Annotated in this window: 26 protein-coding genes; all 26 read left to right on the forward strand. The window is 50.4% G+C overall.

The genetic code is table 11. The features are described from left to right. The first annotated feature begins 1 nt into the window (after position 1). The 26 genes from MOQ06_RS06230 to MOQ06_RS06360 all read left to right on the forward strand — a co-directional run bounded on the left by MOQ06_RS06230 (position 2) and on the right by MOQ06_RS06360 (position 16,064). A complete protein-coding gene (locus MOQ06_RS06230; protein WP_242171992.1) occupies positions 2-337 on the forward strand; it encodes a phage protein NinX family protein in 336 nt (111 codons plus the stop codon). Further along, positions 330-515, forward strand: a complete 186-nt coding sequence (locus MOQ06_RS06235; protein WP_242171997.1) for a protein NinF — start codon at positions 330-332, stop codon at positions 513-515. Before MOQ06_RS06230 ends, MOQ06_RS06235 begins: the two co-directional genes overlap by 8 nt. Further along, the gene (locus tag MOQ06_RS06240) at positions 499-789 is read left to right on the forward strand and encodes a DUF1364 domain-containing protein (protein ID WP_242171999.1); all 291 of its coding nucleotides are present in this window, start codon (positions 499-501) and stop codon (positions 787-789) included. The genes MOQ06_RS06235 and MOQ06_RS06240 overlap by 17 nt, the downstream gene beginning before the upstream one ends. Next, positions 786-1,151, forward strand: a complete 366-nt coding sequence (locus MOQ06_RS06245) for a RusA family crossover junction endodeoxyribonuclease (RefSeq protein ID WP_242172003.1) — start codon at positions 786-788, stop codon at positions 1,149-1,151. The genes MOQ06_RS06240 and MOQ06_RS06245 overlap by 4 nt, the downstream gene beginning before the upstream one ends. Further along, on the forward strand, positions 1,148-1,372 hold the full coding sequence (locus MOQ06_RS06250; protein ID WP_088569393.1) for a protein ninY: 225 nt from the start codon (positions 1,148-1,150) through the stop codon (positions 1,370-1,372). Before MOQ06_RS06245 ends, MOQ06_RS06250 begins: the two co-directional genes overlap by 4 nt. Further along, positions 1,369-1,635: a hypothetical protein gene (locus tag MOQ06_RS06255; RefSeq protein WP_063448341.1), complete on the forward strand. Its 267-nt coding sequence runs from the start codon at positions 1,369-1,371 to the stop codon at positions 1,633-1,635. Before MOQ06_RS06250 ends, MOQ06_RS06255 begins: the two co-directional genes overlap by 4 nt. Then, complete coding sequence (locus MOQ06_RS06260) at positions 1,623-1,805, forward strand: hypothetical protein (RefSeq protein WP_242172004.1); 183 nt, start codon at positions 1,623-1,625, stop codon at positions 1,803-1,805. Before MOQ06_RS06255 ends, MOQ06_RS06260 begins: the two co-directional genes overlap by 13 nt. After that, a complete protein-coding gene (locus tag MOQ06_RS06265) occupies positions 1,805-2,323 on the forward strand; it encodes an antiterminator Q family protein (RefSeq protein ID WP_090393305.1) in 519 nt (172 codons plus the stop codon). Before MOQ06_RS06260 ends, MOQ06_RS06265 begins: the two co-directional genes overlap by 1 nt. Positions 2,324-2,992: 669 nt before the next feature. Then, positions 2,993-3,229: a holin gene (locus MOQ06_RS06270; protein WP_047741100.1), complete on the forward strand. Its 237-nt coding sequence runs from the start codon at positions 2,993-2,995 to the stop codon at positions 3,227-3,229. After that, on the forward strand, positions 3,204-3,671 hold the full coding sequence (locus tag MOQ06_RS06275) for a glycoside hydrolase family protein (RefSeq protein ID WP_242172005.1): 468 nt from the start codon (positions 3,204-3,206) through the stop codon (positions 3,669-3,671). The genes MOQ06_RS06270 and MOQ06_RS06275 overlap by 26 nt, the downstream gene beginning before the upstream one ends. Beyond that, on the forward strand, positions 3,668-3,898 hold the full coding sequence (locus tag MOQ06_RS06280; protein ID WP_047741102.1) for a hypothetical protein: 231 nt from the start codon (positions 3,668-3,670) through the stop codon (positions 3,896-3,898). Before MOQ06_RS06275 ends, MOQ06_RS06280 begins: the two co-directional genes overlap by 4 nt. Then, complete coding sequence (locus MOQ06_RS06285) at positions 3,895-4,182, forward strand: hypothetical protein (RefSeq protein ID WP_242172006.1); 288 nt, start codon at positions 3,895-3,897, stop codon at positions 4,180-4,182. The genes MOQ06_RS06280 and MOQ06_RS06285 overlap by 4 nt, the downstream gene beginning before the upstream one ends. A gap of 348 nt (positions 4,183-4,530) precedes the next feature. Continuing rightward, on the forward strand, positions 4,531-4,764 hold the full coding sequence (locus MOQ06_RS06290) for a DUF2560 family protein (RefSeq protein ID WP_242172007.1): 234 nt from the start codon (positions 4,531-4,533) through the stop codon (positions 4,762-4,764). A 604-nt stretch (positions 4,765-5,368) separates the two neighbouring features. Beyond that, positions 5,369-5,626 (forward strand): hypothetical protein, encoded by a 258-nt coding sequence (locus tag MOQ06_RS06300; protein WP_070134178.1) that lies wholly within the window; start codon positions 5,369-5,371, stop codon positions 5,624-5,626. A 10-nt stretch (positions 5,627-5,636) separates the two neighbouring features. Next, positions 5,637-5,969, forward strand: a complete 333-nt coding sequence (locus tag MOQ06_RS06305) for a DUF1737 domain-containing protein (protein WP_242172010.1) — start codon at positions 5,637-5,639, stop codon at positions 5,967-5,969. Between the two features lie 6 nt (positions 5,970-5,975). Next, positions 5,976-6,401 carry a ubiquitin carboxyl-hydrolase gene (locus MOQ06_RS06310; RefSeq protein WP_242172012.1) on the forward strand — a complete coding sequence of 142 codons (426 nt, stop codon included), beginning with the start codon at positions 5,976-5,978 and terminating at the stop codon, positions 6,399-6,401. Beyond that, positions 6,398-7,810 carry a PBSX family phage terminase large subunit gene (locus tag MOQ06_RS06315; RefSeq protein ID WP_242172013.1) on the forward strand — a complete coding sequence of 471 codons (1,413 nt, stop codon included), beginning with the start codon at positions 6,398-6,400 and terminating at the stop codon, positions 7,808-7,810. Before MOQ06_RS06310 ends, MOQ06_RS06315 begins: the two co-directional genes overlap by 4 nt. A gap of 2 nt (positions 7,811-7,812) precedes the next feature. Then, positions 7,813-9,939 carry a portal protein gene (locus MOQ06_RS06320; protein WP_242172019.1) on the forward strand — a complete coding sequence of 709 codons (2,127 nt, stop codon included), beginning with the start codon at positions 7,813-7,815 and terminating at the stop codon, positions 9,937-9,939. A 13-nt stretch (positions 9,940-9,952) separates the two neighbouring features. Then, complete coding sequence (locus tag MOQ06_RS06325; RefSeq protein ID WP_242172023.1) at positions 9,953-10,834, forward strand: phage capsid protein; 882 nt, start codon at positions 9,953-9,955, stop codon at positions 10,832-10,834. Positions 10,835-10,847: 13 nt separating this feature from the next. Next, complete coding sequence (locus MOQ06_RS06330; RefSeq protein WP_242172026.1) at positions 10,848-12,122, forward strand: P22 phage major capsid protein family protein; 1,275 nt, start codon at positions 10,848-10,850, stop codon at positions 12,120-12,122. Positions 12,123-12,162: 40 nt separating this feature from the next. After that, the gene (locus MOQ06_RS06335; RefSeq protein ID WP_242172027.1) at positions 12,163-12,348 is read left to right on the forward strand and encodes a hypothetical protein; all 186 of its coding nucleotides are present in this window, start codon (positions 12,163-12,165) and stop codon (positions 12,346-12,348) included. Further along, positions 12,323-12,805: a packaged DNA stabilization gp4 family protein gene (locus MOQ06_RS06340; protein ID WP_242172034.1), complete on the forward strand. Its 483-nt coding sequence runs from the start codon at positions 12,323-12,325 to the stop codon at positions 12,803-12,805. The genes MOQ06_RS06335 and MOQ06_RS06340 overlap by 26 nt, the downstream gene beginning before the upstream one ends. Before the next feature lie 8 nt (positions 12,806-12,813). After that, positions 12,814-14,235 carry a packaged DNA stabilization protein gene (locus MOQ06_RS06345; RefSeq protein ID WP_242172037.1) on the forward strand — a complete coding sequence of 474 codons (1,422 nt, stop codon included), beginning with the start codon at positions 12,814-12,816 and terminating at the stop codon, positions 14,233-14,235. After that, positions 14,235-14,960: a phage tail protein gene (locus MOQ06_RS06350; RefSeq protein ID WP_242172040.1), complete on the forward strand. Its 726-nt coding sequence runs from the start codon at positions 14,235-14,237 to the stop codon at positions 14,958-14,960. Before MOQ06_RS06345 ends, MOQ06_RS06350 begins: the two co-directional genes overlap by 1 nt. Further along, complete coding sequence (locus tag MOQ06_RS06355) at positions 14,960-15,439, forward strand: DUF2824 family protein (RefSeq protein ID WP_070134167.1); 480 nt, start codon at positions 14,960-14,962, stop codon at positions 15,437-15,439. The genes MOQ06_RS06350 and MOQ06_RS06355 overlap by 1 nt, the downstream gene beginning before the upstream one ends. Then, positions 15,414-16,064 (forward strand): DNA transfer protein, encoded by a 651-nt coding sequence (locus MOQ06_RS06360; protein WP_242172043.1) that lies wholly within the window; start codon positions 15,414-15,416, stop codon positions 16,062-16,064. Before MOQ06_RS06355 ends, MOQ06_RS06360 begins: the two co-directional genes overlap by 26 nt. The last annotated feature ends 6 nt before the right edge of the window (positions 16,065-16,070 follow it).

Raw genomic sequence — 16,070 nt, forward strand, 5'->3', positions numbered from 1 at the left:
TATGGACTATTCACAGTTACATGACGCACAGATAAACATGATGGTGTGTAAGGAGCTTGGACATGAGCTAAGCAGTTACGCACGAATCATCATGCAAGATGACGCGACAATTCTTCTTTCAGACAATAAAACTCTGGTTGACCACTGCAACAACCCGGCAGACGCATGGCCGATTATCGCTGGAAATAAAATAAATATTGAGTGGCATGAATGGAAAGACGGGGAATTCAAACCTTATGCTCTTAACAACGCAACGATGAAGTCTTGTTATGACGACAACCCTCTCCGCGCCGCTATGATTGTCTTCCTCATGATGCAGGACGCCACACATGCTTAGCCCACACGAAGCCCAATCCTACGAGCAGCAAAGCATACGTCGAACGTTGTGCGCTGGCTGCACGAAGGAACTTACGCCAGAGGAAACCTATGCATGCTCTGAATGCGTGGATGAATGGCTGATTTATCGTGATCCTAATAACTCAATGACGGAGGAAGAAGATGGCAAACCTTCGTAAAGAAGCCCGTGGTCGTGAATGCCAGATACGGATTTATGGCGTATGCAACGGAAACCCTGAAACTACAGTTCTTGCTCATTACCGAATGGCAGGCATTTGTGGAACTGGAATGAAGCCAGATGACCTACTAGCAGCATGGGGATGTAGCGCATGTCACGATGAGGTTGATCGCCGCACGCACCTAATTGATAACCGTGATGCAAAACTCTATCACCTCGAAGGCGTGATGCGAACTCAGGATATTTTGCGCAAGGAGAGGAAGATAAAGATATGAATGAATATAACTTCATCCTTCCATGGCCTCCCAGCGTAAACACATACTGGCGACGGCAAGGAGGTAGGTATTACATCAGCAAGAAAGGGCAGCAGTACCGCAAAGAAGTTATCCAGATTATCAAAATCCTCAATCTCGACATCCTCACAAAATCACGACTCCGCATCAAAATCATCGCCGCAGTGCCAGATTCCCGGCGCAGAGATATCGACAACATTTTGAAATGTCTCCTCGACTCACTTGTCCATGCCTCATTCGCTGAGGACGACGAGCAGTTTGATGATATTCGCGTGATTCGTGCGGCAAAAGTGAAGGGTGGTCAGGTTGAAATCAAGATTACAGAGCTATCGGAGGCAGCATGAGCAAAATCCAATACCCAATGACCACAGCGGCAATTTTCGATGATGTTGTCTATCCGCTTCATTTCGAAAATGCCGGCAAGGTTAAGCAGGAAATTGAAGGTGCGGTTAACTGGTTCTGCCGGTGGTGCAACGAAGAGAGAGCGGTGGTGAAAGCACGTTTGCTTGTCAGTTGCTGGGGCCTGTATCTGAGTCATGAGCAGGTTATGCAGGAGGCAGCATGACAGACATAAGCAGAGAGGTCTGTGAGGAATATCTGGATGCTCTGGTCACAGTGGAGTTATCCGTTCGATTCGCACAGCTCGAAGACCGCAAGATTAACGCCACCATCCGCGCAACAGTGACAGAGTTACTCAAGCGCATCCGCGACAAGAAAATCCGCGCCATCTTCGCAGGATTAGCCCGTCAGCCATTCCCTGATGGAGCACTCAAGATGATGCGTCGCCAGTTAGATAGCTTAGTAGGAGAACCCGTATGTGCTCAGTAACTAACATCCAGCAGGTTAAGTGGCAGCGTCACGCAGACATGGAGAAGCTCAAGGATATTGATGCGCAGATTGCAGATGCGGAACGAGCTGTGACCTTATTGGCAGAGCGTCGCCGTGAGCTGGTTAATCGCTTGGGCCTCAACAAGCCAGATGGCCCGGAGGCTGCATAATGGGAGTGCGTGAACTTAACCTGACGAAAGAACAGAATGACTGGCTTAATGGCTGGCTTGAGCTGTGGGGTGCATGGGTTTACTCGGGTCGATTAGAAAAACGCATGAGCAGCGTTATAGCGCAGTTTATGGAGAGAGTAGAGCCATCACGAGTAATGACAAGGCCAATGTGCAATGACGATGACGGAATGTTGATTTCTCAGGTCGTAGATTCCGTTATGCGCATCGACACAAAGGCCTTTGGTATTCTTCTCAGCTACTACTCTCACGGTTCCTCCAAGAGAGCAATTGCATCGTACTACCATGCGACTGCAAAACCACGCAAGATGTGCGGCAGAAGTGGAGAAGGATGGCGTCGACCGTCTCTGGCAACTTGCAGAAACGAGATTGACGAAATCCTCAAAGCCTCACTCTTCGTTTTGTATCAACCCATGCAAGATGCCTTTAAAAGTCGCAAACGTGTTGAGAAAGTTAAACATGTTGCACCTAAAAGGCTTGACAACCTTTTAGCCATTTAGCCATAATTACAGGGTAAGCTGCCGTTAGTGACTCTTAAGTTACTCCGGTGGCTTTTTTGCTATGGATAGGGTAGCTCCCGAAAAGCAGTATCGTCACTGCCTGCCATAGCGAACATTGACGAGCAACTAGGCGAGGTTGTTATGAGTGACACAGAGCATATTGTTAGCATTATACTTCACATAATTCAGGCTATTGCAGCAGTGATATTCCTTATTGTGATGTGGAAGTGGTCACGCAAGCCTAAGGATGTAAAGCCAAATAAAATGCAGGAAGAAGCTGCTATAGAAGAAATGGAAAGGCAGTATAGGCTAACCAAGAAAAGCTTAGAAGTAATCAAGAGCATGTCATCACTAGGTCGCTAAGGCGGCCTTTTTTATTTCACGACCTTTCTGAAAGCGCATCCCACCAAATACCAGACAGACAATACCCTCACCTTATCCGCTGTGGCTACGGTGCTATGCGCTTTGCAAAAAAGAAAACCCAGCACTATGGCTGGGCTTCGTGAAGATGGGTGGCAAGAGACTGCGCTAACAGCCTCTTGCCTGATTTGCTCATGCCTTTAGTCACGAACAAACCACGTTACCGCAAAATGTATCCTGGATTTGTTCTGATCACCATCATCCATAATCCTAATTTGAACAAATCCTCCTGATGTTCTGGAGGTTGGAATGAAAAATATGGCAGACAAAGTAACCACTGCCGCTGCTTACACCACATCTGGGGCAACCTTTCTGGCGGGGAGTATGTCATTAAATGAATGGCTGGCTCTCGGCGGTTTCGTTCTGGCAGTCTTTACGTTCGCCATAAATCTCCATTACCAACGAAAACGAGATCGCCGAGAAGAAAACGCTCTACGGATGCAGTACGGAGACCGGCGCAATGAGTCAAATAATCCCCCTGCTTAATTACGAAGAGGGTTATCGTGAAAAACCTTACATTGATACCGAAGGCTATCCGACAGTTGCTTGCGGTATCAAGATTGGCCCTAAGGGCGCTTCGTTAAGCAATTACACCTTCACCGTTCCGCGAGATGTTGGTGACGTATGGCTTGAGTCATTCGTCAAAACCACTATTAGCAAGATGAACGCAAATCCTTCCATTGTTGCTGCAATGAAATCCTGTAACCCGGCTCGCAGAGACATCCTGATAAGCATGGCTTACCAGATGGGTGTTAATGGACTGGCAGGATTCAAGAACACGCTGGCAATGGTCGCAGCGGGTAACTATGCAGGCGCAGCCAACGGAATGCTATCAAGCCTGTGGGCTAAGCAAACACCTAATCGCGCCAAACGTCATGCCGAGGTGATGCGCACCGGTGAGATGAATGCATATGTGGGGCTGCTATGAAACTTCGACTCGTTGATGACTGGCGGCACTGGTGGAGATGGAATTCAACGAAAGTGATTCTGGCGCTTGGTGCTCTGCCGACAATCTGGTTTGAACTTCCCCCTGAATGGAAAGCTGAAATCCCCTCAAGCTGGATGCGTGTCGGTGCGATTGTCCTGATGGTTGTTGGCGTTCTGTCGAGGATGACCTTGCAGAAGCCACCAAAAGATAAGGGAGATGGGAAATGACAAACCTTATCGCATCAGGCTGGCAATACATCTTCGGCATTGCTGGGATCATCGTTGCTGTGCTGGCCGCATGGTTCAGCGGAAAGAGCAAAGGAACAACAGAGGCCAAAGCAAAGGCTGAAGTTGAATCAGCTAACCAATCCGTGAAGCAGTCTCAAGCTGCAACTGATAAGCAGGCCACAATCATTAAGGTTGCAAAAGATGCAGACCAAACGAATCAGTCTCTTTCTGATGACGCTGCTCGTGACCGCATGCGGAAATCAAAATACCACACCGACGATTAAGTACATCAACGTTGATTCAGCCTGCACAGCATTCGGACCGATTATCACGCACGGCAAAGACCCTGAATTGATGGATGCAAGGACAGTGAAGGCGGTCAATGCCTACAACGACAAGTGGGATTCATTATGCGAAAACGAGAGCGTGAAATAACGCTGCTCTACGGAATGTCACTCATACGCGATGACGTTCTTAACCACCCGCTACCAAAGCACTCAGCCAAAGACAGATTAATCATCTTCATGCATTACGCGTTTGCGTTCACATCTTTCATAACGCTGGCAACCTCATCAATCATCCTGATTCTTTCGTTCATCCCCATCACGGGATAGCAACCAACGGAGCCAACAATGGCAGACATTACACAAATGACAGATGCACAGAAACTGAAGCTCGAAGTCTACCGCCTGGTGATGAATGACTCCGCGGCTACCGAAAAGGCCATTGAGTTTATTGCCGGTAGCGAGCTGAACTTTGAGCTGTTCAAGGATGCATATGCCAAAACAGCCAATGAAACAACGGCTCTTGCTAAGACCGAGAAAGCAATCCGTGAAGCTAAGGAAGTGTTAGACCTTTTCGCATAAACCGTAAGGGGTATGAGATGGTTATCTATAAAGGCCGGGTTTATGGAATGCCTGGGGCCACCGGATCGCAAGGGCCAATAGGACCACAAGGTCTAAAAGGTGACACTGGCAATACCGGACCTCAAGGACCAACCGGCCCAGCAGGTGCTACTGGTGCAACAGGACCAGCTGGAGCTACCGGTGCCACTGGCTCAATTGGTCCCCAAGGCGTCGGCTTATCTCCTGGTACAGGCATCACAACTGTGGTAACGCTCGGAACCTCATTCCGGGCAATAGACACAACGAAGCCTCACTTCCTCTCTGTGATGATTGATGTTGCCTACTCAATAACACTGGCCGCAACGCTGGCTGATGTTGTCGAGCTATGGGTAGGCCCAGTATCAGCTGACGTTGCTTCAGGTAATACTGCAACAGCCAAGAGAGTTGCCTCATTCAGGTCATCTCTAACCGGTATAGCAGTATCTATAGGAATGGGCTCAGGTGACCGAGGTCAGTTAACCTGGCTTGTTCCTGCTGGCCATTATTGCGCAGTACGAAGAACAACAGGAACCACAGCAACCATCTCTGAAGTATTCATGCAGCCATTAACGTAAAGGAGTTAACCATGGCGATTAACACATCGATGCTAACGGTTGGCTCTGCATGGATTCAGGTAACTGACGGAACGCAGACAAAAACAGTTCAGGTGCTATCTGGAGCCGTGCGCTTAGCGGATGCAACAACCAATCCGGGAAATGGCTTCTGGCAGGGTCACATGTTGACCGATAACGATGATAACTGGGCAACGATAACCCCGCCTACTATCGCGTGGATTCGAACCGCTTCAAATGACGGCGACTCAGCCGAAGTCTCTATCAGCTAAAGGAACAATCATGGCAATTACATCTATCCAGACAGCAACGGCTGGCTCTGTCGCTAACCTCGTGCCGGTAGTTAAAGCGCATATTGCTGCATCACGTTTCCCGCAAGGAAGTCTACGTGGTGTGCATGCAACTATCAGCAAGACGGAATACTTCCAGGTGGTAGCAGCAGGCGGTACGACTGTTACTGATTACGACATCGTAGTAAGCCAGGACCGTGCTGACTTCACAATCAAATGCAACGAAAAGATTACTGCTGGCTTCCTTCCTTTGGGTGACATGAGCGTTATTCAGATGGGTCCGGGTCGCACAGTAGAGTACGCACAAGCATTCACTAAGGCGTAATGAACTATGGCGACTGAGAGAAGCAAAGGCGGTCGCCCTTCTGATTACCTACCAGAGGTAGCCGCCGACATATGCTCAAGGCTTTCTGATGGTGAAAGCATTCGTTCTATCTGCAAACGTCCTGGCATGCCAGCAAAGGCAACCATATTCCGCTGGATAGCAGAACATTCTGAGTTTAGAGACCAGTACGCGAAAGCCACAGAGAGTCGTGCTGATGCCATCTTTGAAGAAATGATGGATATCGCTGACGCGGTGGTTGAAGAGAGTGCGGCTGTATCGAAAGCAAGGTTACAGGTTGATACGCGCAAGTGGATCCTCTCGCGAATGGCTCCAAAGAAATACGGTGACAAAATTACCAATGAGATTGTCGGCAAGGATGGTGGAGCTATCCAGATTGAAACCTCACCAATGAGTACGCTATTCGGAAAATGACAACGATTAACCCTATCTTCCAACCGTTCATCGAGGCGCATCGCTACAAAGTCGCTAAGGGCGGTCGAGGTAGCGGTAAGTCATGGGCAATAGCAAGATTACTTATAGAGGCAGCAAGGCGTCAGGCGGTTCGAATCCTATGCGCTCGTGAATTGCAGAACAGCATTAGTGACTCAGTAATCAGGTTGCTTGAGGACACAATAGAGCGTGAAGGTTATGCGGCTGAGTTCGAAATACAGCGCTCAATGATTCGACATCTTGGCACTAACGCTGAGTTCATGTTCTACGGCATTAAGAACAACCCGACGAAGATTAAATCTCTTGAAGGCATCGACATATGCTGGGTAGAAGAAGCTGAGGCGGTAACGAAGGAATCATGGGATATCCTCATTCCAACAATTCGTAAGCCGCACTCCGAGATATGGGTGAGCTTCAACCCGAAGAACATTCTTGACGACACCTATCAGCGTTTCGTTGTCGACCATCCTGACGACATCTGCCTGCTGACGGTGAACTACACCGATAACCCGCACTTCCCTGAGGTTCTTCGCCTGGAGATGGAGGAGTGCAAGCGGCGTAACCCTACCCTGTATCGTCACATCTGGCTAGGCGAGCCAGTAAGCGCAAGTGATATGGCAATCATCAGTCGTGAATGGCTGGAAGCAGCCACAGATGCGCACAGGCGTCTTGGATGGAAAGCGAGAGGTGCAGTTATCGCAGCTCACGACCCATCAGACACAGGGCCGGATGCCAAAGGATATGCAATGCGTCACGGCTCAGTGGTTAAGCGGATAGCTGAAGGCACGTTGATGGATGTCAATGAAGGAGCTGACTGGGCTGCCGATTTGGCAATCGGTGACAACGCTGATCACTTCCTGTTTGACGGAGACGGATTAGGCGCTGGTCTGCGTCGGCAGATAACAGATTCGTTCAGCGGTAAGAAAGTAACCGTGACGATGTTCAAGGGTAGCGAATCTCCATTCGATGAAGACGCACCATATCAGGCCGGGGCATGGGCTGACGAAGTAGTGCAGGGTGACAACATCCGAACCATCGGTGATGTATTCCGCAACAAGCGAGCACAGTTCTATTACACGCTGGCTGACAGGCTTTATCTGACGTACCGGGCAGTAGAGCATGGTGAATACGCTGACCCTGACGAAATGCTGAGTTTCGACAAGGAAGCTATCGGCGAGAAGATGCTTGACAAGCTATTCGCAGAACTCACACAGATACAACGCAAATTTAACGGTAACGGCAAGCTCGAGCTCATGACTAAAGTAGACATGAAGCAGAAGCTTGGCATTCCATCTCCTAACCTGGCAGACGCACTGATGATGTGCATGCACTGCCCGGCATTAGCTCCAGAAGAAACGGACATCTACGTTCCCTCATCCTCCGGTTGGTAAAAATGGCAGAGACATTAGAGAAAAAACATGAGCGCGTCATGCTCAGGTTTGACCGCGCCTATACGCCGCAGCAAGACGTGCGCGAAAAGTGCATTGAGGCTACGCGATTCGCTCGTGTCCCTGGCGGTCAATGGGAAGGAGCAACGGCAGCGGGAACCAAGCTTGATGATCAGTTTGAGAAGTACCCAAAGTTTGAGATTAACAAGGTAGCGACTGAGCTTAACCGCATCATTGCTGAGTACCGTAATAACCGCATAACTGTTAAGTTTCGCCCGGGCGACAAAGAGGCCAGCGAAGAGTTAGCGAACAAGCTGAACGGCCTGTTCCGCGCTGACTACGAAGAGACTGACGGTGGTGAAGCATGTGATAACGCATTCGATGATGCTGCAACGGGTGGCTTTGGCTGCTTCCGTTTAACGTCGATGCTGGTCAATGAGTATGACCCGATGGACGAGCGCCAGCGCATCGCTATCGAGCCAATCTACGACCCGTCACGATCAGTGTGGTTCGACCCTGACGCGAAGAAGTACGACAAGTCAGATGCTATGTGGGCGTTCTGCATGTACTCGCTCTCACCTGAGAAGTACGAGGCTGAGTATGGCAAGACTCCGCCGTCATCGCTCGACGTAACGACAATGACAAGCTGGGAGTATGACTGGTTCGAGCCTGAAGTAGTGTACATCGCTAAATACTACGAAGTTCGCAAGGAGTCGGTAGACGTAATCAGTTATCGCCAGCCGCTAACTGGTGAGATTGCCACCTACGACAGCGACCAGATTGAAGACATTCAGGATGAGCTAGCTATAGCAGGCTTCGAAGAGGTTGCGCGTCGCTCTGTTAAGCGTCGCAGAGTCTATGTCTCGGTAGTTGACGGACAGAACTTCCTTGAGAAGCCGCGCCGTATTCCTGGTGAGCACATCCCTCTCATCCCTGTGTATGGCAAGCGCTGGTTCATTGACGACATTGAGCGCGTCGAAGGTCATATTGCTAAAGCCATGGACCCACAGAGGCTATACAACCTCCAGGTGTCTATGCTGGCCGATACGGCAGCGCAAGACCCAGGGCAAATCCCTATTGTCGGCATGGAGCAGATACGAGGCCTTGAGAAGCACTGGGAGGCTCGCAATAAGAAACGTCCTGCGTTCCTGCCATTGCGTGAAGTGAAGGACAAGGCCGGAAACATCATTGCAGGTGCAACGCCAGCAGGTTACACGCAGCCAGCAGTAATGAATCAGGCTCTGGCGGCGTTACTTCAGCAGACCAGTGCTGACATTCAGGAAGTAACCGGTGGCAGCCAGGCAATGCAGCAGATGCCAAGCAACATTGCACAGGAGACGGTGAACAACCTGATGAACCGTTCAGACATGGCATCGTTCATCTACCTGGACAACATGGCAAAGAGCCTGAAACGTGCAGGTGAGGTCTGGTTGTCCATGGCTCGTGAGGTTTACGGTTCAGATCGCGAGGTTCGCGTCGTCAACGAGGATGGCACTGACGACATCGCACTGATGAATGCGCAGGTTCTCGATCGTCAGACCGGGCGAGTAGTTGCACTGAATGACCTGTCTACTGGTCGATACGATGTCACCGTTGATGTTGGTCCGAGCTACACAGCGCGGCGTGATGCTACGGTATCAGTTCTGACGAATGTACTCAGCACGATGTTGCCAAATGACCCTATGCGCCCTGCTATTCAAGGAATAATCCTGGATAACATCGACGGTGAAGGTCTGGATGATTTCAAAGAGTACAACCGCAACCAGCTTCTAACCTCTGGCATTGTTAAGCCACGCAACGAGAAAGAGCAGCAGATTGTCATGCAGGCACAGCAGGCGGCGGCAAATCAGCCTAACCCTGAAATGCTCATTGCACAGGCTAATTTGGTTGCAGCGCAGGCCGAAGAGAAGAAAGCTGACAATGAGACCCGCAACACACTCATCAAGGCGTTCACTGCGCAGCAAGATGCTCAGGAAAGCCAGGCAAACGTTGTTTACAAGCTTTCTCAGGCTGAACACATCAATAAACAGGGCGTCATGGATGCTATCAAGCTTCTGAATGAAGTCCTTCAATCGCAACAATCACAAATACCTACATCACCACAGTCACCGGCAGACTCAATGCCGAGCTAAGCAGGAGCAATCAATGGAAAGCGAACTGATCATCGACGGTCAGGTTATTGACCTGTCTGAAAAACAGGAATCAGCCGAAGAAGTAACCACTGAGCAGCCACAACCTGAGGAGAAAGTCCAGGAAACGGAAGCGAAAGCGGAGACCGAGAGTGAACAGGCCGAAGAGCAGCCGGAAGAATACTCCCTGCGCGTCGGTGATGAAGAAATTCCACTGATGGAAGAGGATGACGATCACGTTGATGGTCAACCTGCACCTCAGTGGGTGAAAGATTTACGCAAGAACAACCGCGAGAAAGATAAAGAGTTACGGGAACTGCGACGTCAGCTTGAGCAAGTCCAATCCAGGCCAGCAGAGCAGCAACCACAGCAGCAATCAGACGCCATCCCTCCTAAGCCGACGCTTGAGTCGTGCGAATACGACGAGGCAGCGTTTGAACAGGCAATGACTGACTGGCATGAGAAGAAAAGCCGTGCCGAGCAGCAGATGCAGCAGAAAGAACGCCAGCAACAGGAATATCAGCAACGTTTCCAGCAGCGGGTAGAAGCCCATAAGCAGCGAGCCGCCAAACTCCCGGTGAAAGATTACCAGGAGATGGAGGAAATCGTGAGAGCAGAGGTGCCAGACCTGCATAAGGAAATACTGATTCACTGTGCCGACGAAGGCTCAGAACTGATTGCCTACGGGCTAGGTAAGAGCCAGCAACTACGCCAGCGTGTAGCCGCTGAGACAGACCCAATTCGCGCAGCATTCCTCTTAGGTCAGATTAGCAAGCAAGTACATCTTGCACCGAAGCCTAAGAAAGCCATCAAACCAGAGCCGGAAGTTCGAGGTGGCGGCGCTGATGCGAAACAAGACGACTTCAACAAAAAATGTCCCGGCGCAATCATCGAATAAAGGAAACTGCTTAATGGCTACTAACAATCTCGACAGCAACGTCAGTCAAATCGTCCTGAAAAAATTCCTGCCGGGCTTCATGTCCGATCTGGTTCTCGCTAAAACCGTAGACCGCCAGTTGCTGGCAGGTGAAATCAACTCCAGCACCGGCGATAGCGTAAGCTTCAAACGTCCGCACCAGTTCGCGTCTCTGCGCACTGCAACCGGTGACATTTCCGGTCAGGCCAAGAACAACCTGATTTCAGGTAAAGCCACTGGTAAAGTCGGTAACTACATCACCGTAGCGGTTGAATACGGTCAACTGGAAGAGGCTATCAAGCTAAACCAGCTGGACGAGATTCTGGCTCCAGTTCGCCAGCGCATCGTCACTGACCTGGAGACCGAGCTTGCCAAATTCATGATGAACAACGGCGCTCTTTCACTGGGCAGCCCGAACACCCCAATCAACAAATGGTCCGATGTTGCGCAGACTGCATCATTCCTGAAAGACCTTGGCGTTGAGGAAGGTGAGAACTATGCGGTAATGGACCCATGGTCCGCACAGCGCCTGGCTGATGCTCAGTCTGGCCTGCATGCATCTGATCAGCTGGTACGCACCGCATGGGAGCAGGCACAGATTGCCTCTAACTTCGGCGGCATCCGTGCGCTGATGTCTAATGGCCTGGCGTCACGTACTCAGGGCGCATTTGGCGGTACGTTGACTGTATCTACCGCGCCGACCGTTACTTACAACGCGGTGAAAGATACCTATCAGTTCACTGTTACACTGTCTGGCGCAACCGCATCTGTTACCGGATTCCTGAAAGCCGGTGATCAGATTAAGTTCACCAACACCTACTGGCTGCAACAGCAGAGCAAGCAGGTTCTGTATAACGGCTCAACCCCAATCAGCTTTACCGCTACTGTCCTGGCGGATGCTAACTCCACTGCGGGTGGCGCGGTTACTGTTACGCTGTCTGGCGTCCCAATCTACGACACCACTAACCCTCAGTACAACGCAGTGAGCCGCCAGGTTGCAGCCGGTGATGCCGTAACTGTAATTGGTACTGCCGGTCAGACCATGAAGCCGAACCTGTTCTATAACAAGTTCTTCTGCGGCCTCGGCACCATCCCTCTGCCAAAACTGAATAGCATCGACTCAGCAGTCGCAACTTACGAAGGTTTCTCCATCCGAGTGCACAAATACTCAGACGGTGATGCTAACGTACAGAAAATGCGTTTCGACCTGCTGCCAGCTTATGTGTGCTTTAACCCTCACATGGGCGGTCAGTTCTTCGGCAACCCGTAATCACAAGGGGCTTCGGCCCCTTTCTTTTTGAGGAGACGATATGGATCGCATGAGTGTATTCCTTAGCGCAGATAACGAAGCCGGTCATGTTCAGGCTGTTATTGCAGAGAAAGACTTCCCGATTTACGAAAAGCTCGGCTTTGTCGCATCAGTCGATGACCTCAAGCCAGCAACCAAACGCGGACGTAAGGCGGCAGACAATGGCGACGACTCTAACAAAGGGTGAAATCGTACTATTTGCACTGCGTAAGCCAGCGATTGCCTCAAATGCCACCCTGACTGATGTAGAGCCACAGTCCGTCGAGGATGCCATTCAGGACCTCGAAAATATGATGTACGAGTGGCAGATTAACCCTCGCGAAATTGGATATTTATTCGCGGCGGATGGTGAGGAGCCGTTGCCGGACGATGACTCCGGACTACCTCGCAAATACATGCAGGCCGTTGGTTACCAGTTAATGCTGCGCATTCTTTCTGACTATAACCTTGAGCCATCAGCAAGTGTTCTTACGAACGCCCAGCGATCTTATGACGCACTTCTGACAGATACCCTTGTCGTTCCATCAATGCGCCGTCGTGGTGACTTCCCTGTTGGTCAAGGTAATAAGTATGACGTGTTCACATCAGACCGTTACTACCCTGGCGACCTACCACCAATAGACGGTGATGTACCAAATCCATAGGTGAGTAAATGCCGATTCAGCAATTGCCGTTAATGAAGGGAGTCGGCAAAGACTTCACCAATGCCGATTATGTTGATTTCCTGCCGGTGAACATGCTGGCAACGCCGAAAGAGGTGCTCAACTCTAACGGTTATCTGCGTTCTTTCCCTGGCATTAAGAAGCTTCAGGATGTCGCCGGAGTTAGCCGCGGCGCAATGTATAACACGCATGAGAATGCTGTGTATCGGGTATGCGGTACAAAGCTGTACAAATCAGGCTCTTCAATTGGAGATGTAGCAGGAAGCGCCAGGGTTAGCATGGCGTGCAGCTATAACAGCCAGGGAATCGGTGCCAATGGAACCATGACTCTGTTTCGCTATGACGGAACGACAAAAATCCTCAGCAACTGGCCTACATCAACTGGCTATGTCCAGTATGAGCTCGGCAGCTTGCGGGATATGTGTCGAAACCGCTCTCGTTACATCTGGAGCAAAGACGGAACTGACTCATTCTTCGTTAGCGACCTTGAGGACGAGTCCAAGCCAGATCGTTACGCCGCCGAATACCGTGCTGAGAGTCAGCCTGACGGAATCATCGGTATAGATAACTGGCGTGACTTCGTGGTTTGCTTTGGCACGTCGACCATCGAGTACTTCAACCTGACAGGGAATGCATCTGCGGTAGGGGTTGCAATTTATCAGTCTCAACCGTCAATGATGGTGCAGAAGGGAGTTGCTGGCACTTACTGCAAAACGAAATACGCCGACACCCACGCAATCATCAGCCACCCGGCAACCGGAGCGCCCTCGGTATATCTGATTAACTCGGGCGCTGTTCAGCAGATTGCCACATCAACTGTAGAGAAAATCCTCCAGAGTTACAGCGCTGACGAGTTGGCTTCCGCATACATGGAAACAACACGATTCGAAGCTCACGAGCTGCTGCTGATTCACCTGCCACGGCATGTGATGGTTTATGACGGTTCAGTCAATCAGGGCGGGGCGCAGTGGGCAATACTCAAAACGGGTTTCAACGACGACGTTTATCGTGCTGTAGATCTGGTGTATGAAGGCAACACGATAACCTGCGGTGACAAGCTAACCGGTCAGCTTGGCGTGATGGATAAATCTATATCCAGCCAGTATACAGAGCAGCAGGAGCATTTGCTCTATACACCGCTGTTTAAGGCTGACAACGCCCGCGTATTCGACTTTGAGCTTGAGTCCAGTACAGGTGTATCACAGTTCGCAGAGCGCATGTTTATCTCGGCAACCACGGATGGGATTAACTACGGTCGTGAACAGATGATTCCATGGAATGCCCCTTTCAGATATGACCAGAGAGCTATCTGGAAACGCCTTGGTCGCATCCGCAAGAACATCGGATTCAAGATACGAATTATCACCTCATCACCTGTGACGCTTAGCGGGTGCCAGGTAAGGATAGAGTGATGGCAGATGAACCGGTAAAGGTTAACGTGCAATCACGGCGCGTTGACTCTTCAATACTTCCCAATACATTTAGCCAGCCATATCGCCTCTATATCATTCAGCAAAACACGGACATGCTCAGTCTTGCTGATGCTGCAAATAATGCAGGAGAACTGGCTTATGAGGCGACTGTCAAGAACGAACAGCAAGATGTAATACTTGAGGACCATGAAAGCCGGATTTCAGCGTTACGCGTTGAAGTAGACGATCACGAAATACGCATAACTGGAAACACTTCTGCAATTTCAGCTCTATCAGTCAGGGTTACGACAGCGGAAGGAAACATCACTACGCTACAGGCTGATGTCTCAGCGTTACAGACCAACGTCTCCTCTTTGACGACTCGTGTCACTGCGGCAGAAGGAAATATCACCGCGCTACAAGGGGATTACGTTTCAAAATCAGCCGTAGCATTACAAACACTGGCGTCACCTCTGAGCGTATCTAACTCTTACTCTGTCGGAGGAACTAAGGTTGTCGGCGCACGTAACACAGGCTGGACAGCATCAACCGGCACCGCATCTAAAGCCGGAATAAATGGAAGCACGACGTACACCGTTAGCGCCACGTACACGCAGTCTGAGATTCAGGCAATTGCAACTGGTCTACAGCAAATTAGGCAGTGGGCTGTAGCGATGCAAACCGCAGTAGGAGCAACATCCGGTCACGGGTTGATAAACGCATAATGCACATAAAGCTCATCGATAATCCGGTGAAGCTTGCAGAATTTCTCAATAACCCAGAAAACACAGGAAACATCGTCGACAGCGGAGAAAAATACTTCATCAAGCCCGATGCAGTATATCTCGGCATCTACGAAGGCGTTCTGCTGGCTGGCGTTCATGAAGTGCGTAACTTCTGGCACAGCGTTGTTGAATGTCACGCCATCTACTCTCCTGGCTTTCGCGGTGAATACGCCCTCAGTGGTCACCGGTTATTCTGCAAATGGCTTCTCGATAACTCCCCATTCCTGAACAGCGTCACGATGGTCCCCGACACTACAAAATATGGACGCGCACTGATTCGTCTGCTTGGCGCTACACGCATTGGTCATCTGGACGATGCCTATATGAGCAATGGGAAACCTGTCGGAATTACCCTCTATCAATTACCTCGCTCGAAATATGAGGAGCTATTAAATGCTAATTCATCAAATTGCCAATAAGCACCTTAACAAAGCGGTGTATCAGAAAGGTGGTGATAACGGAGCTGGCGCGCAGGCAGATGCAACGAAGAAAGGCATCGAGCTTCAGCGTGAAATGTGGCAAACGAACATGCAGAACCTTGCACCGTTCACGCCTCTTGCACAGCAGTACGTATCTCAGCTGCAGAACCTTTCCACGCTTCAGGGGCAGGGTAATGCGCTTAATCAGTATTACAACTCACAGCAATACAAAGACCTCGCTAACCAGGCGCGCTACCAAAGCCTTAACGCTGCCGAAGCAACTGGCGGATTGGGCTCTACCGCAACAAGCAACCAGTTAGCAACCATTGCACCAACGCTGGGTCAGAACTGGCTTTCTGGTCAGATGAATAACTACCAGAACTTGGCAAATATTGGTCTTGGTGCGCTGACAGGCCAGGCTACGGCAGGACAGAACTACGCCAACAAAGCCAGCCAGTTGTATCAGCAGCAGGCCAATGCAGCAGCGGCAAATGCTAACCGCCCATCAGGATTCCAGTCAGCGCTGGGAGGGGCAGCAGCAGGTGCGGCAGCTGGTACCGCAATCATGCCTGGCTGGGGTACGGCAATCGGTGCAGGCATTGGTGCGCTTGGTTCACTTTTCTAAGGGGAA

The sequence above is a fragment of the Enterobacter sp. I4 genome, assembly GCF_022669095.1.
GTDB classification, from domain to species: Bacteria; Pseudomonadota; Gammaproteobacteria; order Enterobacterales; family Enterobacteriaceae; genus Enterobacter; species Enterobacter pasteurii.